Origin of the sequence: Mycobacterium sp. NPDC050441, from assembly GCF_040655355.1 — a bacterium.
Lineage (GTDB): Bacteria > Actinomycetota > Actinomycetes > Mycobacteriales > Mycobacteriaceae > Mycobacterium.
This window is the reverse complement of sequence record NZ_JBFAJS010000007.1, coordinates 180,372-206,998: the sequence shown is the minus strand read 5'-3', so window position 1 is coordinate 206,998 and position 26,627 is coordinate 180,372. Positions and strand designations below refer to the sequence as shown.

The window sequence follows — 26,627 nt, the reverse complement described above, 5'->3', positions numbered from 1 at the left end:
GGTGTAGCGGTAGCCTAAAACCCTCAACTGCGCACGTTGGAAGGACCGGGCCGAACTCGGCCGAGTGATCGATGAACCGCAAAAATGTGATCCGTACGCTGACCGTGATCGCGGTCGTGCTGTTGCTGGGCTGGTCGTTTTTCTATTTCAGCGACGACACCCGCGGCTACAAACCCGTCGACACCTCGGTGGCGGTGGCCCAGATCGGTGCTGACAACGTCAAGAGCGCCCAGATCGACGACCGCGAGCAACAGCTGCGGCTCGATCTGAAGAGCGGCAAGGACGAGACCGAGAACAGCGACAAGGTCATCACGAAGTACCCGACCGGCTATGCGGTGAAGCTCGTCGACCAGCTCGATGCCAAGCACGTCAAGTTCGGCACCACCGTCAACCAGGGCAGCTTTCTCGGCTCGATGCTGATCTACATGCTGCCGTTGCTGCTGCTGGTCGGCCTGTTCGTGATGTTCTCCCGGATGCAGGGCGGCGGCGGCCGGATGGGCTTCGGCTTCGGCAAGTCGAAGGCCAAGCAACTGGGCAAGGACATGCCCAAGACCACCTTCGCCGACGTCGCAGGCGTCGACGAGGCGGTCGAGGAGCTCTACGAGATCAAGGACTTCCTGCAGAACCCGTCGCGCTATCAGGCGCTTGGCGCCAAGATCCCCAAGGGCGTGCTGCTGTACGGCCCGCCCGGAACCGGCAAGACCCTGCTGGCCCGTGCCGTCGCCGGTGAGGCCGGCGTCCCGTTCTTCACGATCTCCGGTTCGGACTTCGTCGAGATGTTCGTCGGTGTCGGCGCCTCGCGCGTCCGCGACATGTTCGAGCAGGCCAAGGCCAACAGCCCGTGCATCATCTTCGTCGACGAGATCGACGCCGTCGGCCGCCAGCGCGGCGCGGGCATGGGCGGCGGTCACGACGAGCGTGAGCAGACGCTGAACCAGTTGCTGGTCGAGATGGACGGCTTCGGCGACCGTCAGGGCGTCATCCTGATCGCGGCCACCAACCGGCCCGACATCCTCGACCCGGCCCTGCTGCGGCCCGGCCGGTTCGACCGGCAGATCCCGGTGTCCAATCCTGACCTGGCCGGCCGTCGTGCGGTGCTCAAGGTGCACTCGGCGGGCAAGCCGATCGCTCCCGACGCCGACCTTGACGGCCTGGCCAAGCGCACCGTCGGCATGTCCGGCGCTGACCTGGCCAACGTCATCAACGAGTCCGCGCTGCTGACCGCACGCGAGAACGGCACCGTCATCACCGGTGCCGCGCTGGAAGAAGCCGTCGACCGCGTCGTGGGCGGCCCGCGCCGCAAGGGCCGCATCATCAGCGAGCAGGAAAAGAAGATCACCGCCTACCACGAGGGCGGGCACACCCTGGCCGCGTGGGCGATGCCCGACATCGAGCCGATCTACAAGGTCACCATCCTGGCCCGCGGTCGCACCGGCGGCCACGCCGTCGCGGTGCCCGAGGACGACAAGGGTCTGATGACCCGTTCCGAGATGATCGCCCGGCTGGTGTTCGCGATGGGTGGACGCGCCGCCGAGGAACTCGTCTTCCGCGAGCCCACCACCGGTGCCGTCTCCGATATCGAGCAGGCCACCAAGATCGCCCGCGCCATGGTCACCGAGTACGGCATGAGCTCCAAGCTGGGGGCCGTGCGCTACGGCACCGAGCATGGTGATCCGTTCCTGGGCCGCACCATGGGCACCCAGGCCGACTTCGGCCACGAGGTGGCCCGCGACATCGACGACGAGGTGCGCAAGCTCATCGAGGCCGCACACACCGAGGCCTGGGAGATCCTCAGCGAGTACCGCGACGTGCTCGACACGCTGGCCGGCGAGCTCCTGGAGAAGGAGACACTGCACCGCGTCGAGCTCGAGGCCATCTTCGGTGACGTCAAGAAGCGTCCCCGGCTGACCATGTTCGACGACTTCGGTGGGCGCGTGCCGTCCGACAAGCCGCCGATCAAGACCCCGGGCGAGATCGCCATCGAGCGCGGCGAGCCGTGGCCGCCGCCGGTACCCGAGCCGGCGTTCAAGGCAGCGATAGCCGCCGCCAGCCGGGAGGCCGAGCGGGCCAACGAGACCAACGGTGCCGGGGCGAACGGCGCCCCGCCGAACGGCTCTACCCAGCCCGACTACGGCGCGCCGGCCGGCTGGCACGCCCCGGGCTGGCCGCCCGCGCCGTCGCAGCCGGGATACCAGCCGCCGCAGCAACAGCAGGGCTACTGGTATCCGCCGCCGCATCCGTCGGGATGGCAACAGCCCCAGCCGTACCCCTATCAGCCTTATCCTCATCCCGGCCAGCCCCCTGCTCCGAATGAGGAGGCGGGTCAGGACCGTGCTCCTGACCGGTCCGACCGGCCCAACCCACCGGCCCACGGCTGATCCGAGAACGGAGGCTTCGATGTCGCAGTCGTTGCGCGAGCATCACAACAACACCGATGCGGCCACGCGGGTTTTCGACCAACCGCGTGCCGAGGCGGCTGTGCGTGAGCTGCTGATCGCCATCGGTGAGGACCCCGATCGTCAGGGTCTGCTGGATACCCCGGCCCGCGTGGCGCGTGCGTACAAAGAGCTGATGGCCGGCCTCTACACCGACCCGGATGCGGTGCTCAACACCACCTTTGACGAGGAACACGACGAGCTCGTGCTGGTCAAGTCGATCCCGTTGTACTCCACCTGTGAGCACCACCTGGTGTCGTTCCACGGGGTGGCTCACGTCGGATACATCCCCGGGGTGGACGGCCGGGTGACCGGTCTGTCGAAGATCGCCCGCCTGGTCGACCTGTACTCCAAGCGCCCGCAGGTGCAGGAACGCCTCACCGCCCAGATCGCCGACGCAATGATGCGCAAGCTCGACCCGCGCGGGGCCATCGTGGTGATCGAGGCCGAGCACCTCTGCATGGCCATGCGCGGCGTCCGCAAGCCGGGCGCGGTCACCACAACCTCCGCGGTGCGGGGACAGTTCAAGACCGACAAGGCTTCTCGGGCCGAGGCGCTGGAACTGATCCTGCGGAAGTGAACCCAGCCAGGCCGATGGTCCCTCGCGGAACGCGCGTGCAGGTCATGGGGGTGGTGAATGTCACCGACGATTCCTTCTCCGACGGCGGCAAGTTCATCGACCGCGACCGCGCCGTCGAACACGGGCTGGCGCTGGCCGCTGCCGGCGCCGCGATCATCGACGTGGGCGGGGAATCGACCCGGCCCGGCGCGGTGCGCGTCGACCCTGCGGTGGAGGCGGCCCGGGTCGCCCCGGTCATCGAAGCGCTTGCCTCCCAAGGCATCACGGTCAGCATCGACACCATGCACGCCGACGTGGCGAAGGTGGCCCTGGAAAGCGGTGCGCAGATCGTCAACGACGTGTCCGGCGGCCTGGCCGACCCGAACATGGCGCCGCTGCTCGCCGAGGCGAAGGTGCCGTGGATCCTGATGCACTGGCGTTCGGTCGGCGCCGAGCAGCCGCACCGCGCTCCGGGTTACGGCGATGTGGTGGCCGAGGTTCGGGCCGAACTGCTGACCGCGGTCGACGCCGCGGTCGCCGCGGGCGTTGCGCCGGAGCGGCTGATCATTGATCCGGGCCTGGGATTCGCCAAGACCGCACAGGACAATTGGGCCCTGCTGCATGCGCTGCCCGAATTCATCGCGACCGGGATCCCCGTGTTGGTCGGTGCGTCACGCAAGCGCTTCCTCGGAGCCTTGTTGGCCGGGCCGGACGGGACCCCGCGCCCACCGGACGGTCGCGAAACCGCCACCGCGGTGATCTCGACGCTCGCGGCCCAGCACGGGGCCTGGGGCGTTCGGGTGCACGATGTGGTGGCCTCCGTCGACGCGCTGGCCGTACTGGAAGCCTGGGAATCTGGAGGTCGGGTTGGCTGATCGAATTGAGTTGCGCGGCTTACGAGTTCGTGGCAATCACGGTGTTTTCGACCATGAGCGCCGCGACGGGCAGGACTTCGTCGTCGACATCACCGCATGGGTGGACCTGCGCCGGGCGGCAGCCACCGACGATCTCGCCGACACCCTCGACTACGGCGCACTGGCCCAGATGGCAGCAGATATCGTCGCGGGCCCGCCGCGGAACTTGATCGAGACGGTCTCGGCCGAGATCGCCGACGCCATCATGACTGACGAACGCCTGCACGCGGTCGAGGTTGTGGTGCACAAACCGAGCGCCCCGATTCCGCTGACCTTCGACGATGTCGCGGTGGTGGCCCGGCGCTCGAGACGAGGGAACAGTCAGTGACGTCCACAGTCCTCTCGATCGGGTCCAATCTCGGCGACCGGCTGGCCCGGTTGCAGTCGGTGGTCGACGGCCTCGGGAGTGCGGTTCGCGCGGTGTCGCCCGTGTTCGAGACCGACGCTTGGGGCGGAGTCGAGCAGGGTCCGTTCCTGAACGCGGTACTGCTCGCCGACGATCCGGGCCTCGACGGACACGGCTGGCTGCGACGCGGCCAGGAGTTGGAACAGGCCGCGGACCGGGTCCGGGAGCAGAGGTGGGGCCCGCGCACCCTCGACGTCGACCTGGTCGCCTGCCATGACGGTGGCGTCGAGGTGCAGTCGCGCGATGACGACCTGACGCTGCCGCACCCGCTGGCTCACCTGCGCGCATTCGTGCTGATCCCGTGGTTGGCGGTGGATCCGGATGCCACGCTGACGGTCGTCGGCCGGTCCCGCCGGGTCGCGCACCTGCTGGAGGAGATCGACCCGGCCGAACGGGCCGGGGTCAGGCGCACCGATCTGGCGCTGGACTTCCGTACCGAACCGGCGGCCGACTGATGGGCCCGACGCGCAAGCGCGATCTGGCAGGCGCGGTGGCCGTCGTCGCCATCGTCGGCTACGTGCTGGTCGGTGTGCTCTACCGGTGGTTCCCGCCGCTCACGATCTGGACCGGACTCTCACTGCTGGCGGTCGCGATCGCCGAGGCAGGCTGGGCCTTCTATGTGCGGGCCAAGATCAACGACGGGCAGATCGGGGTCGGTGGCGGCCGGCTGCACCCGCTGACGGTGGCCCGGTCGGTCGTCATCGCCAAGGCCTCGGCCTGGGTCGGCGCCATCGTGGCGGGCTGGTGGATCGGCGTGCTGGTGTACCTGCTGCCCCGGCGCGGCGAGCTGAGGGTGGCCGGCGAGGACACTCCCGGCGCGGTGGTGGCTGCGATCAGTGCCCTGGCGCTGATCGTCGCGGCCGTGTGGCTCCAGCATTGCTGCAAGTCCCCCGAGGAACCGCCGGACAACGGCGATACCGCGACCGAGTGAACGATTTCTGCCAGGCAGTTGGCCGAATCGCCGCATCGGTCCCCGGGCTAGATGAGCAGTGCCGGGTACAGTCGGCGCATGACCGTTCTGCCCCGCGGTGGTCGGCCACGGCGCGGCGGCCGAAGGCCAGGCTGGCTGCTCTTAACGGTATTGCTGGTGCTCGCCATTCTGGCCAGTTCCGCATTGGTGTTCACCGATCGCGTCGAGTTGCTGAAGCTCGCTGTCATCCTGGCCCTGTGGGCCGCCGTGGTGGCGGCCTTCGTCTCCGTGATCTATCGGCGCCAGAGTGACCTGGACCAGGCCAAGGCCCGTGATCTGAAGTTCGTCTACGACCTGCAGCTGGATCGCGAGATCTCGGCGCGGCGGGAGTACGAGCTGACCGTCGAAACCCAGTTGCGCCGGGAGCTGGCCTCTGAGCTGCGCGCCCAGGCCGCCGATGAGGTTGCCGCGCTGCGCTCCGAGCTGGCCGCATTGCGGGCGAATCTGGAGATCCTGTTCGACACCGACCTGGTGCACCGCCCGGCCATCGAGACCGACAAGAGCGCGGTGCGTACCGCGGGCCGCGTCACCGCCAGCCGTCTGGATGTGCCGGCGGTCGAGGTCACCGACATTCGCATGTCGCGTACCCAGGAAAGCCCGATCATCGACGTCCCGGCCGAACCCCATCCGCCGGAGAACGACTGGGTGACCTCAGGTGGCGTGCACCGGCTTCCGTCGCGGCCGGCGCCTGCCGGTGAGCAGCCGCGTCGTCGCCGGCGCCCGGAACCGCCTCGCCAGCAGGAAACCCCGCGCCAGCCGGAGCCCAAGGCGCCGCCGCGGCCCGAGCCCCAACCCCGGCCCGAGCCGCAACCCCGGCCCGAGCCGCAACCGATATTCCGGCCGGAGCCGCAACGTCAACCTCAGCCCCGGCCTGAGCCGCAACCTCAGCCTGAGCCGCAACCCCCGCGGCCCGAGCCGCAACCGGCCGCGCGTCGGCAGCCCGAGCCCCCGTCGACCTGGGCGCCGCCCCCGCCGCCGCCGACCATGCCCCCGATGCAGCCGTCACCCACAATCGAAGCCCCAGAACCCGAAGCCCCGGAGCCTGAGGCCCCGAGCACGCCGGCGCCGGCCGCCGAACCCGCGGCCACAGGTTGGCAACCCGCACCCGCCGAGGGGCAGTGGATTCCGGCAGGCGCACCGGGAAGCAACTGGGCTGCGCCGGCAGCCCAGAACGGTGTAGCAAACGAGTACGTCGGCCGGCGTCGCGCCCCAGAATCGACACCCACAGCGGCTCCGGCCCCTGAGCCGGCACCCGAGCCCGAGCCCACGCCGACTCCGGCGCCCGCGATGTCACCGGGTCAGGCTCCTGAGCCGCCGCCCCGTGGTCGTCATTCCGCCGCAGGTGAGGTTGCCGATCCCGGCCGGCCCGAGCAGGCGCAGCCGTCCCCGGCGTTGGCCACCGAATCCTCGCAACCACCCGAACCGCCGCGCCGGGGATCGCGGCACCGCAGCGACGACGAGCCCGAGCCGCCGAACGGGCACCATGCCGATGGGCAGTCGGTGAACGAGCTGTTGGCACGGTTCCAGGCGGGTCCCGCCGAAGGCGGGCGTCGCAGGCGCCGCGAGGAGTGAGCTAGTCTCGTGGCGACCGTCCGGTACCCGCAACGCGGGACTGGAACGTAAAACCATTTCAACCTGTGAGGTCGTCTGCGATGCAGCAGCCCCCTGCAAACGGGTGGTCCCCTCCTGAGGGATTGCGTCCGGCCAGGCTCAGCGTCGGCATCATTTCCGCCGGCCGGGTGGGTACTGCGCTGGGCTATGCCCTGGAACGTGTCGAACACGTGGTGGTGGCGTGCAGCGCGATATCCGAGGCGTCGCGGCTGCGGGCGCAGCGCCGGCTGCCCGATACCGCGATCCTTCCCGTCCCCGACGTGGCGCAGCGGGCCGAACTGTTGCTGTTGACCGTCCCGGACGCCGAGCTGGCATCTCTGGTGTCCGGCCTGGCCGCCACCGGTGCGGTGCGGCCCGGCACGATCGTGGTGCACACCTCCGGCGCGAACGGGGTCGCGGTGCTGGCCCCGCTGACCGAGCTGGGGTGCATTCCGCTCGCGATCCATCCCGCGATGACGTTCACGGGGTCCGACGAGGACATCACGCGGTTGCCCGATGCGTGTTTCGGTGTCACCGCGGCCGACGAAGTCGGCTATGCGATCGGTCAGTCGCTCGTGCTGGAGATCGGCGGTGAGCCGTTCCGGGTGCCCGAGCACGCGCGGACTCAGTACCACGCGGCGTTGGCGCATGCCAGCAACCACCTGGTCACGCTGGTGCTCGACGCAGTCGACGCGCTGCGGGCCTCACTGCGCGGCGAGGAACTGCTCGGTCAGGAGCTCGTCGGCGATGCACCCGGCGGTCTGCCCGAGCGGGTGGTCGGCCCGCTCGCCCGGGCCGCACTGGAGAACGCGCTGCAGCGCGGCCAGGCTGCATTGACCGGGCCGGTCGCACGCGGTGACGCCGCTGCGGTGACCGCGCATCTGAATGCCCTGCACGCATTGGATCCTCAACTGGCCCAGGCATATCGGGCCGACTCACTGCGTACTGCCCAACGTGCGCATGCGCCTGCGGCAGTGCTCGCAGCTCTCTTGGAAACAGGCCCGGAAACCAGCCCCGAAACGAGTCACGGATGACCCCCAGCACCACCCCCAAGTTCGTCGCCGGTGAGCTGAACGTCTATTCGGCACCCGCCGATGTCGGCGCCGTCACCCGGGCCCTACGCGCCAGCGGGCGTCGGGTCACCCTCGTGCCCACCATGGGTGCGCTGCACGAGGGCCATCTGACGCTGATCCGGGCGGCCAAGCGGGTTCCCGGCGCGGTTGTGGTGGTGTCGATCTTCGTCAACCCGCTGCAGTTCGGGGCCGGCGAAGATCTCGACGCCTACCCCCGGACCCTCGATGAGGACCTGGCCGCGCTGCGTGCCGAGGGCGTCGAGATCGCTTTCACCCCAACTGGTTCGGACATGTACCCCAACGGCCACCGCACGAGTGTGCAGCCCGGGACGGCCGGGGCCGAACTGGAAGGTGCCTCGCGCCCCGGACACTTCGCCGGGGTGCTGACGGTCGTGCTCAAGCTGCTCCAGATCGTCCGGCCCGACCGGGCCTTCTTCGGCGAAAAGGACTATCAGCAACTGGCGTTGATCCGGCAGATGGTCACCGACCTCAACGTCGAGGTACAGATCGTGGGGGTGCCCATCGTCCGCGAATCCGACGGACTGGCGATGTCGTCGCGCAATCGCTACCTCGACGCCGATGAGCGAGACCAGGCCGGAGCGTTGTCGGCGGCCCTGCTGGCCGGCAAGTACGCGGCGGCGGGCGGGGCGGCGGCCGCGGTCGACGCGGCCCGGGCGGTGCTCGACGAGGTGCCCGCCATCGACGTCGACTACCTGGAGGTGCGCGACCCGATGTTGGGACCCGCCCCGAGCGAAGGTCAGGCCCGGCTTCTGGTGGCCGCCCGGCTGGGCCGAACCCGGCTGCTGGACAACATATCTGTCGACATCGGAGCGTCGGCGGGAATCGACGGACACCCGCGCGTCGGTGACGGCGACAATCACGAACTGCCCTGGAGGAACTGATGCAGCGCACCATGCTGAAATCGAAGATTCACCGCGCCACGGTGACGCAGGCCGACCTGCACTACGTGGGCTCGGTGACCATTGACGCCGACCTGATGGAGGCGGCCGACCTGCTCGAGGGTGAGCAGGTGACGATCGTCGACATCGACAATGGTGCCCGCCTGGTGACGTACGCCATCACCGGCGAGCGCGGTACCGGGGTGATCGGGATCAACGGCGCCGCAGCGCATCTCATCCACCCGGGCGATCTGGTCATCCTGATCGCCTACGGGGTGATGGAGGATGCCGAGGCCCGTGCCTACCAGCCGCGGATCGTGTTCGTGGATGCCGACAACAAGCAGATCGACCTCGGTGAGCACGGCCACGATCCGGCCTACGTCCCAGAGGACGCGTCCGAACTGATGTCGCCGCGCTGATGCTGCTCGCCATCGACGTCCGCAACACCCACACGATCGTCGGGCTGCTCTCCGGTTCAGGGGATCACGCGAAAGTGGTGCAGCAGTGGCGAATCCGGACCGAATCAGAGGTGACTGCCGATGAGTTGGCGCTCACCATCGACGGCCTGATCGGGGATGACTCCGAGCGTCTGACCGGGGCCGCCGGGCTGTCCACGGTGCCCTCGGTGCTGCATGAGGTGCGCCTCATGCTCGAGCAGTACTGGCCGACGGTGCCGCATGTCCTGATCGAGCCCGGTGTGCGTACCGGTATCCCGCTGCTGGTCGACAACCCCAAGGAAGTCGGCGCGGACCGGATCGTGAATTGCCTTGCCGCCTATCACAAGTACGGCACTGCGGCGATCATCGTCGATTTCGGCTCGTCGATCTGTGTCGACGTGGTGTCGGCAAAGGGGGAGTTCCTGGGTGGGGCGATAGCACCCGGTGTGCAGGTGTCCTCGGATGCCGCCGCGGCCCGCTCGGCCGCCCTGCGCCGGGTCGAGCTGACCCGTCCGCGTTCGGTGATCGGCAAGAACACAGTCGAGTGCATGCAGGCCGGGGCGGTCTTCGGGTTCGCCGGGCTGGTCGACGGACTGGTCAGCCGGATCCGCGAGGACGTCGACGGATTCTCCGGCGACGACGTCGCCGTCGTGGCGACCGGTTACACCGCGCCGCTGGTGTTGCCGGACCTGCGCACGGTCGAGCACTACGACCCCCACCTCACCCTTGACGGCCTGCGGTTGGTGTTCGAGCGCAACCGTGACAGCCAGCGTGGCCGGCTCAAGCCCGCCAAATAGGCAGGAACCAATTCGCCCTTGTTGTGAGGTTGTGCACACCTAGGCTGCACTCGGTCCCCCGTCAGGATGCGGATAGTCCCTTGAACCGCCAGTCCAGCGGCGCGCGGTCCGTGCTCGCCGGCTTGTCGGCGTGCAATTGTGCGCTCGCGTGTTCATTTAAGCTGGCACTTTGTGAGCCCAGCCGATCGCGACGACGCGTCCCAGTCCCAGGTCGACCTTCCCGAGCAGTTCCGGATTCGTCAGGCCAAGCGGGAGCGGCTGCTGGCCGAGGGCCGCGAACCCTATCCGGTGACCGTTCCGCGTACGCATTCTCTGGCTGAACTGCGCAGCGCCTATCCGGACCTGGCCGCCGACACCCAGACCGGCGAGATGGTCGGTGTCTCGGGCCGGGTGGTGTTCGCCCGCAATTCGGGCAAGTTGTGCTTCGCGACGTTGCAGGAGGGCGACGGCACGCACCTGCAGGCGATGATCAGCCTGGCCCAGGTGGGGCAGGAATCGCTCGATGCGTGGAAGGCCGATGTGGACCTCGGCGACATCGTGTTCGTTCACGGCGAAGTGATCAGCTCCAAACGCGGTGAACTTTCCGTGCTGGCCGATTCGTGGCAGATGGCGGCCAAGGCGCTGCGCCCGCTGCCCGTTGCTCACAAAGAAATGAGCGAAGAAACGCGGGTGCGTCAGCGCTACGTGGATCTCATCGTGCGTCCGGAGGCGCGCAGTATTGCGCGTCAGCGGGTGGCGGTGGTGCGGGCGGTGCGTTCGGCACTGGAACGCCGGGACTTCCTCGAGGTCGAGACGCCTATGCTGCAGACTCTGGCCGGCGGAGCGGCGGCCCGGCCGTTCATTACCCACTCGAATGCGCTCGATGTGGATCTGTACCTGCGGATCGCGCCGGAACTGTTCCTCAAGCGCTGCATCGTCGGCGGTTTTGACCGGGTTTTCGAGTTGAATCGGAACTTTCGTAACGAAGGTGTTGATTCCACACACTCGCCGGAATTCTCGATGTTGGAGACATATCAGGCCTACGGCGACTACAACGATTCCGCGGTAGTCACCCGGGAGCTTATTCAAGAGGTCGCCGACGAGGCGATCGGCACCCGGCAAGTGCCATTGCCCGATGGCACTATCTACGATCTCGACGGGCAATGGGACACATTGGAAATGTATCCCTCGTTGTCCGAGGCTCTGGGTGAGGAGATCACGCCGGAGACATCAGTGGACTACTTGTGGGCTATTGCCGATCGGCTTGAGGTCGAGATTCCGCGTGACCGCGGCTATGGGCACGGAAAATTGGTCGAGGAACTCTGGGAACACACGGTGGGCGAGAAGTTGTGGGCCCCGACGTTCGTCCGCGACTTCCCGGTCGAGACCTCGCCGCTGACCCGCGCTCATCGCAGCATTCCCGGGGTGACCGAGAAATGGGACCTCTACATACGGCGTTTCGAGCTCGCCACCGGATATTCCGAACTCATCGACCCGGTAATCCAACGGGAACGATTCGAGGCCCAGGCCCGCGCGGCGGCCGCCGGTGATGACGAAGCAATGGTTCTCGACGACGATTTCCTTGCCGCATTGGAGTATGCGATGCCGCCGACCACCGGCACCGGAATGGGTATCGATCGCTTGTTGATGGCGTTGACGGGGTTGTCTATTAGGGAGACGGTTTTGTTCCCGATTGTTCGCCGTCACAGTAACTGAGTCACAGCAACTGAACTGCCGCGATCCACGCGTTGTTGGAAATGTGCGCGTTTTGTGGCACATTGGGGCGCGGATGCAGGATACTCAGGCGTAAGTCACCAATGCGTATGCAGAAGGGTTCGGTGCGGGGTAATGGCTAAAAAAGTGACCGTCACGCTGGTCGATGATTTCGACGGCGAAGCCACCGCCGACGAGACGGTCGAATTCGGTCTCGACGGTGTCACCTATGAGATCGACCTTTCCTCCAAAAATGCCACGAAGCTCCGTAACGACCTGAAGCAGTGGGTGGAGGCCGGGCGCCGGGTCGGTGGGCGCCGGCGCGGACGGGCAGCAGGCCCGGCCCGTGGCCGCGGCGCCATCGATCGCGAGCAGAGTGCCGCCATCCGCGAATGGGCCCGCCGCAACGGCCACAACGTGTCGACGCGTGGCCGCATCCCCGCTGATGTCATCGACGCTTTCCACGCCGCAACATAGACAACCGCAACGTAACCGATAGTTGCCAGCTCCGGACCGGTGAGAATTCCCGGTCCGGAGTTTTTCGCTAGTGGCGAACCCGAATCGGGGGGTTTTCGGAAACGAATCGTCTACCGGCGGCGTTGCTCATCTGCAGCACTCGATGTGGACAGCTTGTCCTGGGTCCAACCTCCGCACCCAGGGCGGCCGCCCATTAGAGTGGACGGTAGGTACTACGTGCGGGCTACGAGAAAACCGATATAACGAAGCCGTACGCGGGTATCGCTACGCGATGGAGAGCAGGTAACCACCGATGTTTGAGAGATTCACCGACCGTGCCCGCAGGGTCGTCGTCCTGGCGCAAGAAGAAGCCCGGATGCTCAACCACAACTACATCGGGACCGAGCACATCCTGTTGGGTCTTATTCACGAAGGCGAGGGCGTAGCCGCCAAGTCGCTGGAGTCGTTGGGCATCTCGCTGGAAGGCGTGCGCAGCCAGGTCGAGGAGATCATCGGCCAGGGCCAGCAGGCGCCGTCCGGTCACATCCCGTTCACGCCGCGCGCCAAGAAGGTGTTGGAGCTTTCGCTGCGCGAGGCGCTGCAGCTCGGCCACAACTACATCGGCACCGAGCACATTCTGCTCGGCCTGATTCGTGAGGGCGAGGGCGTGGCCGCGCAGGTGCTGGTCAAGCTCGGCGCCGAGCTGACCCGTGTGCGCCAGCAGGTCATCCAGCTGCTGAGCGGCTACCAGGGCAAGGAGGCCGCCGAGGCCGGCACCGGTGGTCGTGGTGGAGAGTCGGGTAACCCGTCCACCTCACTGGTCCTCGACCAGTTCGGCCGCAACCTGACCGCCGCCGCCATGGAGGGCAAGCTCGATCCGGTCATCGGCCGTGAGAAGGAAATCGAGCGGGTCATGCAGGTGCTGAGCCGGCGCACCAAGAACAACCCGGTGCTGATCGGTGAGCCCGGCGTCGGCAAGACCGCCGTCGTCGAGGGTCTGGCCCAGGCCATCGTGCACGGCGAGGTCCCCGAGACGCTCAAGGACAAGCAGCTCTACACCCTGGATCTGGGTTCGCTGGTCGCAGGCAGCCGCTACCGCGGTGACTTCGAGGAGCGCCTCAAGAAGGTGCTCAAGGAGATCAACACCCGCGGTGACATCATCCTGTTCATCGACGAGCTGCACACGCTCGTGGGTGCGGGTGCTGCCGAGGGCGCCATCGACGCCGCCAGCATTCTGAAGCCGAAGCTGGCCCGTGGCGAGCTGCAGACCATCGGTGCCACCACCCTCGACGAGTACCGCAAGTACATCGAGAAGGACGCCGCCCTGGAGCGCCGGTTCCAGCCGGTCCAGGTGGGCGAGCCGACGGTGGAGCACACCATCGAGATCCTCAAGGGTCTGCGCGACCGCTACGAGGCGCACCACCGCGTCTCGATCACCGACGGCGCGCTGGTGGCCGCGGCCACCCTGGCCGACCGCTACATCAACGACCGGTTCCTGCCGGACAAGGCGATCGACCTGATCGACGAGGCCGGCGCCCGGATGCGCATCCGCCGGATGACCGCTCCACCGGACCTGCGCGAGTTCGACGAGAAGATCGCCGACGCGCGCCGGGAGAAGGAGTCCGCGATCGACGCGCAGGACTTCGAGAAGGCGGCGAGCCTGCGCGACAAGGAGAAGACCCTGGTCGCTCAGCGCGGTGAGCGTGAGAAGCAGTGGCGCTCAGGCGATCTCGACGTTGTCGCCGAGGTCGATGACGAGCAGATCGCCGAGGTGCTCGGCAACTGGACCGGCATCCCGGTGTTCAAGCTGACCGAGGCCGAGACCACGCGTCTGCTGCGCATGGAAGATGAGCTGCACAAGCGGATCATCGGCCAGGAGGACGCTGTCAAGGCCGTCTCCAAGGCGATCCGCCGTACCCGCGCCGGTCTGAAGGACCCCAAGCGCCCGTCCGGTTCGTTCATCTTCGCCGGCCCGTCCGGTGTCGGTAAGACCGAGCTGTCCAAGGCGCTGGCCAACTTCCTGTTCGGCGACGACGACGCGCTCATCCAGATCGACATGGGCGAGTTCCACGACCGCTTCACCGCGTCGCGGCTGTTCGGTGCCCCTCCGGGCTACGTCGGCTACGAGGAGGGCGGCCAGCTCACGGAGAAGGTGCGCCGCAAGCCGTTCTCGGTTGTGCTGTTCGATGAGATCGAGAAGGCCCACCAGGAGATCTACAACAGCCTGTTGCAGGTCCTCGAGGACGGCCGTCTGACCGACGGTCAGGGCCGCACGGTCGACTTCAAGAACACGGTGTTGATCTTCACCTCGAACCTCGGTACCTCCGACATCAGCAAGGCAGTTGGCCTCGGCTTCACCCAGGGTGGCGGCGAGAACAACTACGAGCGGATGAAGCAGAAGGTCAACGACGAGCTGAAGAAACACTTCCGTCCGGAGTTCCTGAACCGCATCGACGACATCATCGTGTTCCACCAGCTGACTCAGGACGAGATCGTCCAGATGGTGGAGCTGATGATCGGCCGGGTCGGCAACCAGCTCAAGGCCAAGGACATGGCGATGGAGCTGACCGACAAGGCCAAGTCCCTGTTGGCCAAGCGTGGGTTCGATCCGGTGCTGGGTGCGCGGCCGCTGCGCCGCACCATTCAGCGCGAGATCGAGGACCAGCTCTCGGAGAAGATTCTCTTCGAAGAGATCGGCCCCGGTCAGTTGGTCACGGTCGATGTCGAGGGCTGGGACGGCGAAGGCAGCGGGGAGGACGCGAAGTTCACGTTCTCCGGTGCGCCCAAGGCGGCCGGTTCCGACGGCCCGGATCTGGCCAAGGCCGGAGCCACTGCGGAATAAGGTCCAGACGAAGAATGCCCCCGCCGTTTCGGTGGGGGCATTTTTCATACCTGCCGATGGGGAGATCTCCTGCGGGGTAGTTAGGATGCTGCTGTAATCGACAGGCAAAGGAATCTGGTGAGAATCCAGAACGGCCGCGCCACTGTTAACAGTCAGACCCTTACCTGTCACGACACGGACTGGGACGCGAATTCCCGGAAAGGCACGTAGATGACTTCCACTGACGCACGCAAGGTCCACGCCCGGCCGATCAACCTGTCGGCGACCAAGGCGGTGCTCTGGCTGACCCTGACGGCGTTCGTTGCCCTGCTGGCCCTCTACTTCGTCGGGATGGACCAGGGCGCGACCTCGGTTCTTGGCAACAACACGTACGTGCACGAGTTCGTGCACGACGCACGCCACTTGCTCGGTTTCCCCTGCCACTGATACGCAGGCGAGGCAACCGAATCAATGGAGAGACAACTCATTGGGCGCGGCATTCTGGCCGGCGCCCTGGCCGGCGTGCTCGCCTTCATCTGGGCGAAGCTGCTGATCGAACCAGTCATCGGTCGAGCGATCGACTTCGAGAACGGTGTCGGGGCGGCGCATGAGGCTGCCGAACATGCGCATGGCGCGGGAGGCCATTCCCACGGCGGCGAAGGCGCCGAGGTGTTCACCCGCGGTGTGCAATCCAACATCGGAATGGGCCTTGGCGTCCTGATCTTCAGCGTGGCGATGGGCGCCCTGCTGGCCGTCGTGTTCTGCGTGGTCTACGGCCGGGCCAACCTGTCCGCGCGGGCGGTCGCCGCCCTGACCGCCGGCGGCATGCTCGTCTCGCTGTGGATCGTCCCGGCACTCAAGTACCCGCCCAATCCGCCCGCGGTCAGCCTCGACGAGACCATCCAGCAGCGGACCCTGCTGTACCTGCTGCTGGTCGTACTCTCGGCGGGGCTGTTGGTCGGCTCGGTCCTGCTGGCACGTCGGCTCACGCCGAAGCTGGGGGCATGGAACGCCACCCTCATCGGCGCCGCGGACTACGTGGTGTCGATGGCCGTGGTCTTCCTGATCCTGCCGGGCATCCATGAGACCCCGTCGACGTTCCCGGCCGATGACCTCTACGAGTTCCGGCTGTATTCGTTGGGGACCCAGGTGGTGATCTGGGCGACGATCGGGCTGGTGTTCGGTGCCCTGGCATCGAAGGTGCTTGAAGGTAAGCGTCAGGAGCAACTGAGCGCGTGAGTGAGGTCGTCCGGCTGACGTTGGTGTCTCATGCGATGACCGACGCCACGGCGGCCGGACGATTCCCCACCGACGAGCCGCTGAACCAGCTGGGCCATCGGCAAGCCGACGCGACCGTCGAATTGGGCGTCGTCGACGCTGCGTACTGCGGCCCGGAGAAGCGGGCCCGTCAGACGGCCGAACTGTTGGGCTTGCCGGCGGTGGTCGAACCCCAACTGGCCGATCTGGATTTCGGGAGCTGGCGCGGCGGGGTACTGGGCAGGGTTCAGCCCGCCGATCTGGCGGTCTGGCTGACCGATCCGACCCGGGCGCCGCACGGCGGCGAATCCGTGGTCGATCTCGTCAAGCGGGTCCACGGTTGGATGGACAGCCTGGGCTCGGCGCGGGGACGGCTGGTCGCCGTCACCCACCCCGCGGTGATCCGGGCGGCCATCCTGGTGGCCCTGGATGCCCCGCCGAAGTCGTTCTGGCGCATCGACATCGCACCGATGAGCCGGACCGTGATGAATTTCCGCGGTCAGGCCTGGACGCTGCGCAGCACCACTTCCTGAGGCCCTAGATCTTCACCAGCATCGCGTCGAGGATGTTCTGCCGTTGCGCCAAAAACCCGAGCCCGCGAAGCGACACGTCCACCAGGGTATTACCCTTCACTGCGAATCCGCGTTCGACGACGAACTGCCCCGCCATTCGTGGCCCGTGCGAGTAGCCCTCCGGTTCGGCTCGCCCGACGTAGAGATCCAGCCCTGCTGCCGGGCCCGTTGAGGCGGATCCCATATCCAAATGCCGTTGAGGTCACTGGGGGTCGAAACTGTCGATGAGCCACTGCCCGTCGACTTTCTTCATGCCCACCCGCACCGCGCTCTGACTGTTGGAGGGTTCTGGGTTGTCCGTGCTGGTGGTGACTTGATTGATGAACACCAGAGCTGCTGCTGTGTCGGGGTTGTCGATGGAGATGACGCCGGACTGCACAACAGTTGTCGCGGTCTTGACGTTCTTCTGGCGCGCGGCAGGAAGGACGGTCTGCTGCGTGAAGTCCTTGTAGTAGTCGGCGAAGTCGCCCGTGGTTACCGCGAGCCCCGCGGCTATGTCCCGCTCGATGGTGTCGGAGGAGTAGGTCAGGATCTTCACGGTGCTGGTCGCCGCGGCGTCGGTGACGGCTTGCCGCAGGTCGGCCTGGTCGGCGAGGGCAATTGGTGCCGGGCGAGTCTTCGCGGCCAGCTGGAGGCCGCCGAGCACTGTGAGCGCTGCGATACCAACGGCCAACGCGGCGTTGATGATCCACAGAGCAGTCTGGCGGCCGGTCACGATGCGAACTCAACTTTCGAGGTCTTGAAGGTGCCGTCGACTTTCTCGATGGTCATGATCAGTCGCCAGCTTCGGGGAGCCTGGTCAGCGACGGTGTTGTTCGTTGTCTGTGACGCGGCCGCAACGAGAAGTACAGCGGTTTCGGTGTGATGGTCGAAGGACTTCAGTGCCACAGACCGTGTGGTCGCGGTCGTCGTGACGCCGCTGGCCTTCAACGTCTGGACGAAAGTCTCACGTTGAGAGGCGAAGTCGTCACGGAATGTTCCGGTCGAGTTGTCCAAGATCCAACCAACGTTGCTGTCGCCGTTCTGTGCACTCATCGACATCATGCGTTCGGTGAAAGACGTGGCGAAGTCGGCGTACGGCTGCCACTGCGTCGACGTCGCAGCATGAGGTGTGGGGCGCGACCATTGCCAGGCCGTGAACACGCCCGCACCGGCGAGCAACACGAGAAGGACCAGCATGACGGCCACCGCTGCAGCGATCCCGCGAGGTGATGTGGCCGGAACGGCGAATTGCGTTGGCGCCTGCGCGACTGCCGCCGGCATCGTCATCTGAGGATGGATCGACTGCGGCGCACCGAATACGACACCGGCGAGTGCCTGCGCAAAATCGGAGCACCTGGGGTAGCGGTCGGCGGGGGACTTGGCCAGTGCTCGCGTGAAAACCGGGTCCAGTCGCGCCAGCTCCGGCCGGAACTGAGACAAGGGAGGTGGCGCCGCGCTGAGGTGCTTGCCGATCACGACCGCAGGATTGGTATCGACGAACGGCGGTGTGCCCGCCAAGAGGTGAAACATCGTGGCGGCCAAGGCATATTGATCGGCGCGGCCGTCCAGCTGCGCGCCCAGCAACTGCTCGGGGGCGGCGTACGCCACGGTGCCCACCGTGGTGTTGGTCGCAGTCAATCCGTTGATGTCCCCAGTGCGGCGGGCAATGCCGAAATCGGCGAGGAGGATGCGTTGATCGGCGTGGTCGCTCTCACCGAGCAGAATGTTGGCGGGCTTGACGTCGCGGTGCAACATCCCGTGGCCGTGCGCGTAGTCCAAGGCTGAGGCGATCGCGGTCGCGATCGCCGTGACCTGGACCAGCGGCAGGCTCCCCGGGTACGCCCGCGCCAAGTTCGCGGCGTCCTGGCCGCGAACGTAATCCATTGAGATCCAGAGTTGGCCGTCGGCCTCGCCGCGGTCGTGCAAGGCGACGATGTTGGGATGCCACAAACTCGAGGCCAGTTCGGCTTCTCGGGTGAACCGGTCGCGGTAGTCGGGATCTTGCGAGGCGCTGGACGGCAGAATCTTGACGGCCTCCTGGCGTGGCAGCCGCGGGTGCTGAACCAGATAGACCTCGCCCATCCCGCCGGAGCCCAGCTGCTGCACCACCGTGAATCCGGCGAAATTCGACCCTGTCTGCAGCGGCATGCAGCGGATCGTACATTCCGCCAGTACAGGTCACGGGCCGAAGGCGGCAGCGTTGGCGGTGGAGTACCTGGGCCGAGCTAGCCCACGGGTGCCATGGCGAACGCCCGCTTGGCGATCTGGAGCAACCATCCCGCCGCGGTGGGGCTACGGAACTGCGGCCAGTTCAGCTGAAAACTGAACACCCACGGCTGCCCGGTGTAATCCACCGCGTACCAGCTGAAGGTCAGATCGCCGGGCAGGTTGCCGCCCTTGGCGCCGATGTACTTCCACTTCGCCGGATCCGGGTCGATGCCGGGCAGCGCCGAGAGGATGTCCTTCACCGGCGCGGCGGCGCCGTAGGCCGAGGCCTGCAGCGCGGCATGCACCCGGCAGATGTCGGCCGCACTGGCGAACCACTCGAGGCCGTCATTGGATGCCGGCGTATGGGTGCGGTACGGATCCGGTTCGTAGGGGCGGGAATTGGTCTGCTGGAGCAGCGCCACCCGATCAGCGGGGGAGGCGGTCTTCCACTGGTCGCGGAGGTTCGGTTCACCCCATCCGACCGAGAACACCTCGTGCATGGTCGGGAACGGAGTCATGCTGGCCGGATCGTGGTGTCCTGCGGTCACCAGTGCGCGTTCCACTGCGGCCGGACCCATCCGGCCGATCAGCAGGTCGGTGGCCATGTTGTCGCTGGCCGAGATCATCTGCTGGGCGGCGGTGCGCACCGTGATCTGAGCGCCGGGCGGCAGCTTGTCCAGCCCGGCGGAGCCGAGCTTCTTGCCTTCCTTGGTGATCGTGAGGTGATCGTCCCAACTCAGGGTGCCGGCCTTGACTGCGTCCGAAACTGCAAGCAGTACATAGAGTTTGAAGATCGAAGCCAGCGGCAGTGACATGTCGGTGTTGGTGCCGGCCACCTGCTCGCACTTGCCGTCGACCACTTTGGACGCGCGGTAGGAGTAGCGCGCGCCCGACTTGGTCAGCTCGGTGTCGATGTCCGACCACTTGTCGATCTTCGGCGGCACCAGCGTGACGTCGAAGCGGTCGACCAGCCCGCTGTCGTTGGTCCTCAGTTCGATGTCCTGGGCCACGTTGTAGGACGTGAGCACGTGCAATGTCGCCTGCGCGGCCCCGATGTCCACCGAGGTGACCTTGAACGGTCGATCCCACCAGATCGAGTCCATCTTGGTGCCCACCAGGTCGACCTTTTCGGGGGAGGCCAGGGTGCGCACGCCGATGGGGCCGATCGGCCAGTCGGAGTTGAGCATGTCCATGGTCTGCTTGGCCCGCAGACCGGGTGGGGTGATGGTGTCGATGTGCGCGCCGTAGGACACCTCGGCCGCCGGCGCGACGCTCGGCGCACAGCCACAAGCCAGGGCCGCGGCGACCGCTGCGATGGCCGTCAGGCCCACCGCACGGTGCAGCGTCCGGCCGTGGCTACGCCTGGGCAGCGGGCCCTGCAACGTCCAGCACAACCTCGAACTCCAGCAGCGATGCTCCGGTAGCCACCGGGTTGGCGTGCTGACCCTTGTGGGCCTCGGCGGCGCGCCCCGTAGCCCAGGCCTGGAAGGCCTCTTCGGTTTCCCACTGCGTCACCACGAAGTAGCGGTCCTCGCCCTTGACCGGGCGCAACAGTTGGAAGCCGAGGAACCCGGGCTGGTCATCGACGGAGTGTGCGCGGTTGGCGAACCGCTTCTCCAGTTCCGGGCCTGCGTCGGCCGGTACCTCGATGGCGTTGATCTTCACGACAGGCATGCTGTTCAGGCTACCCGGCGTCCCCGGCAAGATAACGGCATGGTCACAGATCTGCTCACTCACAGAGGAGGGCGCGGCGAGCCCATTGTCCTGGTGCACGGCCTGATGGGCCGCGGCAGCACCTGGTCACGCCAATTGCCGTGGTTGACCGCGTTGGGCGAGGTTTACACCTACGACGCACCGTGGCACCGCGGGCGCGATGTGGTCGATCCCTATCCGATCAGTACTGAGCGTTTCGTGGCGGATCTGGGTGAGGCCGTGGCCGCGCTCGGTCGGCCGGTGATCCTGGTGGGGCATTCCATGGGTGCGCTGCATTCCTGGTGTCTGGCCGCGGCCCGCCCGGAACTGGTCAAAGCGGTGGTGGTGGAGGACATGGCCCCTGACTTCCGGGGACGCACCACTGGGCCCTGGGAGCCGTGGGTGCATGCCCTTCCGGTCGAGTTCGGTTCGGCTCAACAGGTTTACGACGAGTTCGGGCCCGTCGCGGGTCGGTATTTCCTGGAGGCTTTCGACCGGACGGCGACGGGTTGGCGACTGCACGGGTACCCGCAGTGGTGGCTGGACATCGCTGCCCAGTGGGGAACGCGGGACTACTGGCAGCAGTGGCGGGATGTAGGTGTGCCGACCTTGCTCATGGAGGCGGGCAATTCGGTGGCACCCCCCGGGCAGATGCGTCAGATGGCCGAAACCGGTCAGGACACAAGGTATTTGCACGTGCCTGGCGCGGGTCACCTGATCCACGACGACGCGCCCGAGGTGTACCGGGAAGCCGTGACGGGATTTCTAGCGACGCTCGCCTAGAGCCCCTGCGCTCGGCCACGACGGCTGGTGCTCGAAACGGCTTCGTATGGCATCGAGATCGTGGCCCGCGCGGTACGTCTCGTAATCGGGCTGGTTGAGGTCGAACAGATCGAGGCGGAAACGCAGGACGTTGCTGCGCTGTGCCGCCCAGCTCACCGCTGCGGCGACCACGAAGGGCGAGATCAGGATGATCAGGGCGAGTGCAACAGTCATGGCAGTAATTGTTGTGAGGAAAATATACCGCCAACAGTGGCAGCGCTGACACCTTAGGATAAAATGCTGCCATGCTGAGAAGCGTCTCCACCCTGGTGCTGGACGGCCTGGCGGTTTTCGAGTTCGGGGTCATCTGTGAGGTTTTCGGGATCGATCGGTCCGCGGACGGGGTGCCGAACTTCGACTTCAAGGTGTGCGGGCCCGAGGCGGGGCAGCCGCTACGAACATCCGTCGGGGCGACGCTGACCCCTGAATACGGTCTGGATGCACTGCAGGGCGCCGACCTGGTCGCGATCCCCGCGATCGGTGGCACGGACTACCTGCCCGAGGCGCTCGAGGCCGTGCGTGCCGCCGCCGACGCGGGATCGATCATCCTGACCGTGTGCTCGGGTGCGTTCCTGGCCGGCGCCGCGGGCCTGTTGGACGGACGGCCGTGCACCACACATTGGATGCACGCCGACGACCTGGCGCGCAGGTATCCCACCGCGCACGTTGATCGCAACGTGCTGTTCGTCGACGACGGCAACCTGATCACCAGCGCGGGCACCGCGGCGGGCATCGACGCGTGCCTGCACCTGGTTCGCCGTGAACTCGGCAGCGAGGTGACCAACAAGATCGCCCGGCGCATGGTCGTCCCACCGCAGCGCGACGGCGGCCAGCGCCAGTTCATCGACCAGCCCATTCCGGTGAGGTGTTCGGAAGGTTTTGCGCCGCACCTGGATTGGATCATGACCAACCTGGACAAGCCGCACACCGTGACGACCTTGGCCAGGCGGTCTGCGATGTCCACGCGTACCTTCGCCCGCCGGTTCGTCGAGGAGACCGGCACCACGCCGATGCAGTGGATCACTGATCAGCGGGTGCTCTATGCGCGCAGATTGCTCGAAGAGACGGATCTGGATGTCGACCGGATCGCCGGGCAGGCCGGGTTCGGTACCGCGACGCTGCTGCGCCATCACTTCCGCCGGGTCATCGGATTGACGCCTTCGGACTATCGACGCCAATTCGCCTGCGGTACAGACGAAGAGGCCGTCACGGCATGACGTGTCAGCCGTCGGGCTGGCAGGCCACGTTGACGTAGACCGTGGTGTGCTGGGACGGATCGATCCGGTACCCGCTCTCGTCGATGTTGGAGTCGGCAAGACCGTGTACGCCGGTCACCCGACAATTCGACAGGCCCGTGTTGGCGTTGGAGTTGATCTGCACGTGATACCCCCTGCTCTGCAGGTCGCGCACGGTATCGGCGGCCGATCCAGTGCTGGACGGGGCGGCATTGGCCGGGGCCGCGAGTCCCAGTCCCAGTCCCATCGCCGTACACGCAAACGTCGCTAAGATTTTGCTTGACATAGATCCGTTCTATGTGAAGCAGCGCGAAAATGGTGTGCTGCAGCCCGGATTCATGCCGAGCTCATGTAATTTCACCTTCGCCGGCCAGTGCGAACAGACCATCGGCGGTCTGCTCCACCAGGCCGTCCACCAGCAGTGAGTCCAGTGCCCGGTCGCGTTGGGCGGTGTCGGTGAGCCAGGCCACGTCCAGTTGGGCACGGGTGACCGGAGAACTGCTGTCGCGCAAGACATCCAGCAGCTTGCCGCGGACCTGGCGGTCGGTTCCGGCGTAACGCTGCACCCGCTTGGCGATCGTTGCGGCGGGGTAACCCGCGGTGCGCCAACGACACCGGCTCAATGGGCAGCCGCCACACTGCGGCGCGCGGGAAGTACACACCGTTGCACCCAACTCCATCAGGGCGGCCGAGAAGACGGGTGCGGTCGCATCGGGCGGCAGCAGTGCGGCCACGTCGTCCAGGTCGCGCGCCCGTGCGGGCGCGTCCGCCTGGCCGTGCAAGACCCTGGTGACCACGCGGCGCACGTTGGTGTCGACCACCGGAACGCTCGCCGAATATGCGAAGCAGGCCACCGCACGCGCGGTGTACGCGCCGATGCCGGGCAAGGTCAGCAGCGTCTCGACGTCGGTGGGTACCTCATCGCCGTATTCGCCTGCGATCACCACAGCACACTCGTGCAGGCGCTTGGCTCGCCGCGGGTACCCCAGCTTGCCCCAGGCTCGCAGCACCTCGGCCGATCCGGCGGCCGCGGTGGCCGACGGCGTGGGCCACCGCTCGATCCAGGCCAGCCAGATCGGCTCGACCCGGGCAACCGGCGTCTGCTGCAACATGAACTCGCTGACCAGAATCTGCCACGCGGAAACGCCTGGTCGGCGCCAAGGCAGGTCACGCTGGGCGGATTCATACCAACCTACTAATTCGCCCGGGTCGATGCTCATCGGCGCCTCATGCAGAATGGCTGGCATGCCCAATTCGAATCCGGTGTCCGCGTGGAAGGCACTCAAGGACGGTAACGCCCGCTTCGTGGCGGGCGAACCGCAGCATCCAAGCCAGGACATCGCTCGCCGGGCCAAGCTGGCGCACGGCCAGAAGCCCACCGCCGTCGTGTTCGGCTGCGGTGACAGCCGCGTCGCCGCGGAGTTGCTGTTCGACCAGGGCCTGGGCGACATGTTCGTGGTGCGTACCGCAGGCCACGTCCTCGACAACGCGGTTCTGGGCTCCATCGAGTACGCGGTGTCGATCCTGAACGTGCCGCTGATCGTGGTCCTCGGCCATGACAGCTGCGGCGCCGTCAAGGCCGCCATCAACGCCCTCGACGACGGCGAGATGCCCGGCGGCTACGTGCGCGACATCGTCGAGCGGGTGACGCCGTCGATCCTGATGGGACGGCACTCGGGTCTGACCCGGGTCGACGAGTTCGAGGCGTACCACGTCAAGGAAACCGTCAGCCAGCTGCGGATGCGTTCGGCCGCCATCGCCCAGGGTCTGGCCGCGGGCACGCAGGCAATCGTCGGCGCCACCTACCACCTGTCGGACGGTCACGTGGAGTTGCGCAGCCATCTCGGCAACATCGGCGAAGCCTGAGAATTTCGCTGCAGCCTCCGACACGCCGGGGCGCCTCGGGCAACTGGGTATGACCTGGGCTTACCGTGAAAGCCGTGTTGGATCTCGAACCTCATGGGCCACTGCCCTCGCAGATTTACTGGCGGCGCCGGGCGCTGGCCATCGGAATCGCGGTAGTCGTCGTGGGGATCGTCGCCGCGATCGTCGCGGTGATCATGACCAGCAGCTCCGGGGCCGAGACCAAGTCCGCCGACGAACCTTCCGCCGCCGCGCCGCCCCCGCTGCCGGGGGAGAACCCCGAGGTCAAGACCCCGGTGGTGCCGCCGGCTCAGCATGCGCCGCCGCCGACGGCCACGCCGACGGCCGCGGTCACTCCGCCGCCGTTGCTCAAAGAAGGCGATGACTGCCCGGATTCGACCCTGGCGGTCAAGGGCATCACCAGCCAGCCCCAGTACGTGGTGGGTGAGCAGCCGAAGTTCACCATGGTCGTGACCAACATCGGCCTGGTCGCCTGCAAGCGTGACGTGGGTGCCGCGGTGCTGGCCGCCTATGTGTACTCGCTCGACAACAACCGGCTGTGGTCGAATCTGGACTGCGCGCCGTCCAATGAGACCCTGGTCAAGACGTTCAACCCGGGGGAGCAGGTGACCACCGAGGTGACCTGGACCGGCATGAGCTCTGCGCCGCAGTGCCCGATGCCGCGTCAGCCGATCGGGCCTGGCACCTACAACCTGATGGTGCAGCTGGGCAATTTGAGATCGGCGCCGGTGCCGTTCATCCTGGCCCAGCCCAATCCACAGCAGCCCGGGCCGCCGGCCGAGGGCGCACCACCGGCCGAGCCGGTCGCACCGGGTAACTGACGCTCAGGCCAACCGGTCGGCGATGGTCGACTCGGCCAGCAGGGACAACCCTTCGCGGATGTGCCGGGCCCACATCGACCCGATGCCGTCCACCGACTGCAGATCGTCGGCGCTGGCAGCCAGCAGGCCTTGCAGCGAGCCGAACGAGCGGACCAGCAGATCGACGTGGGCGAACTGCAGTCGCGGTATCCCGGCCATCGCGCGGTAACCCCGTGAGCTCATCGCCGAGTCCTGCGCCTCTGACGTCGACGGGTATCCGAAAACTCTTGCCAGCGTGGTGAAGTCGAGCAATTCACTGTCGGTGAGGGCATCCAGCTCATCGAGTGTCGACCCGACCTGTGCGGCGGTCGGCGGATCCGGCAGGGCGTGGTAATCACGCACGATCAGCTCACGCGCGGCCTCGTTGTCGCCGACGAGTTCGTCGAGCTGAAGTTTGAGCTGGCGGCCGTCGGTGCCGAGCTCGACGACGTCGGCGTCGATCTCAAGGCTGATCCGCCGCACCATCTCCAGGCGCTGCACCACGGTCATGACGTCGCGCAGTGTCACGAAGTCCTCGATCTCGGCGGTGGACAGCTGCTTGCTGACCTCGTCCAGCCGGCCCTTGTAGCGCTCCAGTGTGTTGATGGTCTGGTTGGCCCGCGACAGGATGGTCGCCGAATCGGGTACCACGTGCCGCTCCCCGGCGACATAGACCGTCACGATGCTCATCGAGTGGCTCACCGAGATCACCGGATAACCGGTCTGGATCGCGGTGCGCTCGGCGGAGCGGTGGCGGGTACCGGATTCGTCGGTGGGGATCGACGGGTCAGGCACCAACTGGACGTTGGCCCGCACGATGCGGCTGCCGTCGCTGGACAGCACCACCGCGCCGTCCATCTTCGACAGCTCGCGCAGGCGGGTGGGGGCGTAACGCACGTCGAGGGCGAACCCGCCGTCGCAGATGGTTTCCACGCTGTCGTCGTAGCCGAGCACGATCAGCGCGCCCGTCTTTCCGCGCAGGATGCGTTCCAGGCCGTCGCGCAGCGGGGTGCCGGGCGCTAGGCGGCCGAGGGTTTCCCGAAGCGTCGGCCGCGCCAGATGCACGACGGTGCGGCTGGTTCTGGCA

30 protein-coding genes and 1 riboswitch are annotated in these 26,627 nt (G+C 66.8%); of the genes, 21 read left to right on the top strand and 9 right to left on the bottom strand.

Going from position 1 to position 26,627, the window contains the following annotated elements; translation table 11 throughout:
- Positions 1-71 precede the first annotated feature (71 nt).
- The 17 genes from ftsH to AB0I14_RS21725 all read left to right on the top strand — a co-directional run bounded on the left by ftsH (position 72) and on the right by AB0I14_RS21725 (position 16,839).
- Entirely contained in the window at positions 72-2,378 is a 2,307-nt protein-coding gene (gene ftsH, locus AB0I14_RS21805) for an ATP-dependent zinc metalloprotease FtsH (protein WP_358025851.1), read from the top strand.
- Positions 2,379-2,397: 19 nt separating this feature from the next.
- Positions 2,398-3,015: a GTP cyclohydrolase I FolE gene (gene folE, locus AB0I14_RS21800; RefSeq protein WP_358025849.1), complete on the top strand. Its 618-nt coding sequence runs from the start codon at positions 2,398-2,400 to the stop codon at positions 3,013-3,015.
- Between the two features lie 14 nt (positions 3,016-3,029).
- The gene (gene folP / locus AB0I14_RS21795) at positions 3,030-3,869 is read left to right on the top strand and encodes a dihydropteroate synthase (RefSeq protein ID WP_358026386.1); all 840 of its coding nucleotides are present in this window, start codon (positions 3,030-3,032) and stop codon (positions 3,867-3,869) included.
- Positions 3,862-4,236 (top strand): dihydroneopterin aldolase, encoded by a 375-nt coding sequence (gene folB / locus AB0I14_RS21790; RefSeq protein ID WP_358025847.1) that lies wholly within the window; start codon positions 3,862-3,864, stop codon positions 4,234-4,236. Before folP ends, folB begins: the two co-directional genes overlap by 8 nt.
- On the top strand, positions 4,233-4,769 hold the full coding sequence (gene folK / locus AB0I14_RS21785) for a 2-amino-4-hydroxy-6-hydroxymethyldihydropteridine diphosphokinase (protein ID WP_358025845.1): 537 nt from the start codon (positions 4,233-4,235) through the stop codon (positions 4,767-4,769). Before folB ends, folK begins: the two co-directional genes overlap by 4 nt.
- Positions 4,769-5,245 carry a DUF3180 domain-containing protein gene (locus AB0I14_RS21780; protein WP_358025843.1) on the top strand — a complete coding sequence of 159 codons (477 nt, stop codon included), beginning with the start codon at positions 4,769-4,771 and terminating at the stop codon, positions 5,243-5,245. The genes folK and AB0I14_RS21780 overlap by 1 nt, the downstream gene beginning before the upstream one ends.
- Positions 5,246-5,323: 78 nt before the next feature.
- Positions 5,324-6,856, top strand: coding sequence for a DUF6779 domain-containing protein (locus AB0I14_RS21775; RefSeq protein ID WP_358025841.1), 1,533 nt, complete (start codon positions 5,324-5,326; stop codon positions 6,854-6,856).
- A gap of 80 nt (positions 6,857-6,936) precedes the next feature.
- Positions 6,937-7,908 (top strand): DUF2520 domain-containing protein, encoded by a 972-nt coding sequence (locus AB0I14_RS21770; RefSeq protein WP_358025839.1) that lies wholly within the window; start codon positions 6,937-6,939, stop codon positions 7,906-7,908.
- A complete protein-coding gene (gene panC / locus AB0I14_RS21765) occupies positions 7,905-8,849 on the top strand; it encodes a pantoate--beta-alanine ligase (RefSeq protein ID WP_358025837.1) in 945 nt (314 codons plus the stop codon). Before AB0I14_RS21770 ends, panC begins: the two co-directional genes overlap by 4 nt.
- Complete coding sequence (gene panD / locus AB0I14_RS21760; RefSeq protein ID WP_358025835.1) at positions 8,849-9,265, top strand: aspartate 1-decarboxylase; 417 nt, start codon at positions 8,849-8,851, stop codon at positions 9,263-9,265. The genes panC and panD overlap by 1 nt, the downstream gene beginning before the upstream one ends.
- Entirely contained in the window at positions 9,265-10,080 is an 816-nt protein-coding gene (locus tag AB0I14_RS21755; RefSeq protein WP_358025833.1) for a type III pantothenate kinase, read from the top strand. The genes panD and AB0I14_RS21755 overlap by 1 nt, the downstream gene beginning before the upstream one ends.
- Positions 10,081-10,251: 171 nt before the next feature.
- Positions 10,252-11,775 carry a lysine--tRNA ligase gene (gene lysS / locus AB0I14_RS21750; RefSeq protein WP_358025831.1) on the top strand — a complete coding sequence of 508 codons (1,524 nt, stop codon included), beginning with the start codon at positions 10,252-10,254 and terminating at the stop codon, positions 11,773-11,775.
- Positions 11,776-11,907: 132 nt separating this feature from the next.
- Positions 11,908-12,249: a histone-like nucleoid-structuring protein Lsr2 gene (gene lsr2 / locus AB0I14_RS21745; RefSeq protein WP_036442478.1), complete on the top strand. Its 342-nt coding sequence runs from the start codon at positions 11,908-11,910 to the stop codon at positions 12,247-12,249.
- 292 nt (positions 12,250-12,541) lie between these two features.
- Entirely contained in the window at positions 12,542-15,070 is a 2,529-nt protein-coding gene (clpC1, locus tag AB0I14_RS21740) for an ATP-dependent protease ATP-binding subunit ClpC (RefSeq protein ID WP_358025829.1), read from the top strand.
- A gap of 64 nt (positions 15,071-15,134) precedes the next feature.
- A riboswitch (cobalamin riboswitch) is annotated at positions 15,135-15,249 on the top strand.
- Between the two features lie 31 nt (positions 15,250-15,280).
- The gene (locus AB0I14_RS21735) at positions 15,281-15,496 is read left to right on the top strand and encodes a CbtB-domain containing protein (protein WP_358025827.1); all 216 of its coding nucleotides are present in this window, start codon (positions 15,281-15,283) and stop codon (positions 15,494-15,496) included.
- Between the two features lie 24 nt (positions 15,497-15,520).
- On the top strand, positions 15,521-16,288 hold the full coding sequence (locus tag AB0I14_RS21730; protein ID WP_358025825.1) for a CbtA family protein: 768 nt from the start codon (positions 15,521-15,523) through the stop codon (positions 16,286-16,288).
- Positions 16,285-16,839 (top strand): histidine phosphatase family protein, encoded by a 555-nt coding sequence (locus tag AB0I14_RS21725; RefSeq protein WP_358025823.1) that lies wholly within the window; start codon positions 16,285-16,287, stop codon positions 16,837-16,839. Before AB0I14_RS21730 ends, AB0I14_RS21725 begins: the two co-directional genes overlap by 4 nt.
- Positions 16,840-16,843: 4 nt before the next feature.
- On the opposite strand, the gene AB0I14_RS21720 is transcribed toward AB0I14_RS21725, so the two are convergent.
- The 5 genes from AB0I14_RS21720 to AB0I14_RS21700 all read right to left on the bottom strand — a co-directional run bounded on the left by AB0I14_RS21720 (position 16,844) and on the right by AB0I14_RS21700 (position 20,742).
- Complete coding sequence (locus AB0I14_RS21720) at positions 16,844-17,062, bottom strand: hypothetical protein (RefSeq protein ID WP_358025821.1); 219 nt, start codon at positions 17,060-17,062, stop codon at positions 16,844-16,846.
- An 18-nt stretch (positions 17,063-17,080) separates the two neighbouring features.
- Positions 17,081-17,593 (bottom strand): hypothetical protein, encoded by a 513-nt coding sequence (locus AB0I14_RS21715; protein ID WP_358025819.1) that lies wholly within the window; start codon positions 17,591-17,593, stop codon positions 17,081-17,083.
- Positions 17,590-19,008, bottom strand: coding sequence for a serine/threonine-protein kinase (locus AB0I14_RS21710; protein WP_358025817.1), 1,419 nt, complete (start codon positions 19,006-19,008; stop codon positions 17,590-17,592). The genes AB0I14_RS21715 and AB0I14_RS21710 overlap by 4 nt, the downstream gene beginning before the upstream one ends.
- A gap of 77 nt (positions 19,009-19,085) precedes the next feature.
- Complete coding sequence (locus AB0I14_RS21705) at positions 19,086-20,450, bottom strand: serine hydrolase (protein WP_358025815.1); 1,365 nt, start codon at positions 20,448-20,450, stop codon at positions 19,086-19,088.
- Positions 20,425-20,742: an antibiotic biosynthesis monooxygenase gene (locus AB0I14_RS21700; RefSeq protein WP_358025813.1), complete on the bottom strand. Its 318-nt coding sequence runs from the start codon at positions 20,740-20,742 to the stop codon at positions 20,425-20,427. The genes AB0I14_RS21705 and AB0I14_RS21700 overlap by 26 nt, the downstream gene beginning before the upstream one ends.
- A gap of 39 nt (positions 20,743-20,781) precedes the next feature.
- Between AB0I14_RS21700 and AB0I14_RS21695 the strand changes: the two genes are divergently transcribed.
- Positions 20,782-21,543, top strand: a complete 762-nt coding sequence (locus tag AB0I14_RS21695) for an alpha/beta hydrolase (RefSeq protein WP_358025811.1) — start codon at positions 20,782-20,784, stop codon at positions 21,541-21,543.
- Here the strand turns inward: AB0I14_RS21695 and AB0I14_RS21690 are convergent.
- Positions 21,526-21,756 (bottom strand): hypothetical protein, encoded by a 231-nt coding sequence (locus AB0I14_RS21690; protein WP_358025809.1) that lies wholly within the window; start codon positions 21,754-21,756, stop codon positions 21,526-21,528. The genes AB0I14_RS21695 and AB0I14_RS21690 overlap by 18 nt on opposite strands.
- 71 nt (positions 21,757-21,827) lie before the next feature.
- Here AB0I14_RS21690 and AB0I14_RS21685 point away from each other — a divergent pair, with 71 nt between their 5' ends.
- Positions 21,828-22,799: a helix-turn-helix domain-containing protein gene (locus AB0I14_RS21685; protein WP_358025807.1), complete on the top strand. Its 972-nt coding sequence runs from the start codon at positions 21,828-21,830 to the stop codon at positions 22,797-22,799.
- A 4-nt stretch (positions 22,800-22,803) separates the two neighbouring features.
- Here the strand turns inward: AB0I14_RS21685 and AB0I14_RS21680 are convergent, their stop codons facing one another.
- Together AB0I14_RS21680 and AB0I14_RS21675 are read right to left on the bottom strand one after the other, a co-directional pair.
- Complete coding sequence (locus tag AB0I14_RS21680) at positions 22,804-23,064, bottom strand: hypothetical protein (RefSeq protein ID WP_358025805.1); 261 nt, start codon at positions 23,062-23,064, stop codon at positions 22,804-22,806.
- A gap of 100 nt (positions 23,065-23,164) precedes the next feature.
- Positions 23,165-24,037: an A/G-specific adenine glycosylase gene (locus tag AB0I14_RS21675; RefSeq protein WP_358026384.1), complete on the bottom strand. Its 873-nt coding sequence runs from the start codon at positions 24,035-24,037 to the stop codon at positions 23,165-23,167.
- Between the two features lie 25 nt (positions 24,038-24,062).
- On the opposite strand from AB0I14_RS21675, the gene AB0I14_RS21670 reads away from it, so the two are divergent.
- Positions 24,063-24,683, top strand: a complete 621-nt coding sequence (locus tag AB0I14_RS21670; protein ID WP_358025803.1) for a carbonic anhydrase — start codon at positions 24,063-24,065, stop codon at positions 24,681-24,683.
- 74 nt (positions 24,684-24,757) lie between these two features.
- On the top strand, positions 24,758-25,522 hold the full coding sequence (locus AB0I14_RS21665) for a hypothetical protein (RefSeq protein ID WP_358025801.1): 765 nt from the start codon (positions 24,758-24,760) through the stop codon (positions 25,520-25,522).
- 3 nt (positions 25,523-25,525) lie between these two features.
- Here AB0I14_RS21665 and disA read toward each other — a convergent pair whose 3' ends face one another.
- Entirely contained in the window at positions 25,526-26,605 is a 1,080-nt protein-coding gene (disA, locus tag AB0I14_RS21660) for a DNA integrity scanning diadenylate cyclase DisA (RefSeq protein WP_358026383.1), read from the bottom strand.
- Positions 26,606-26,627: the final 22 nt, after the last annotated feature.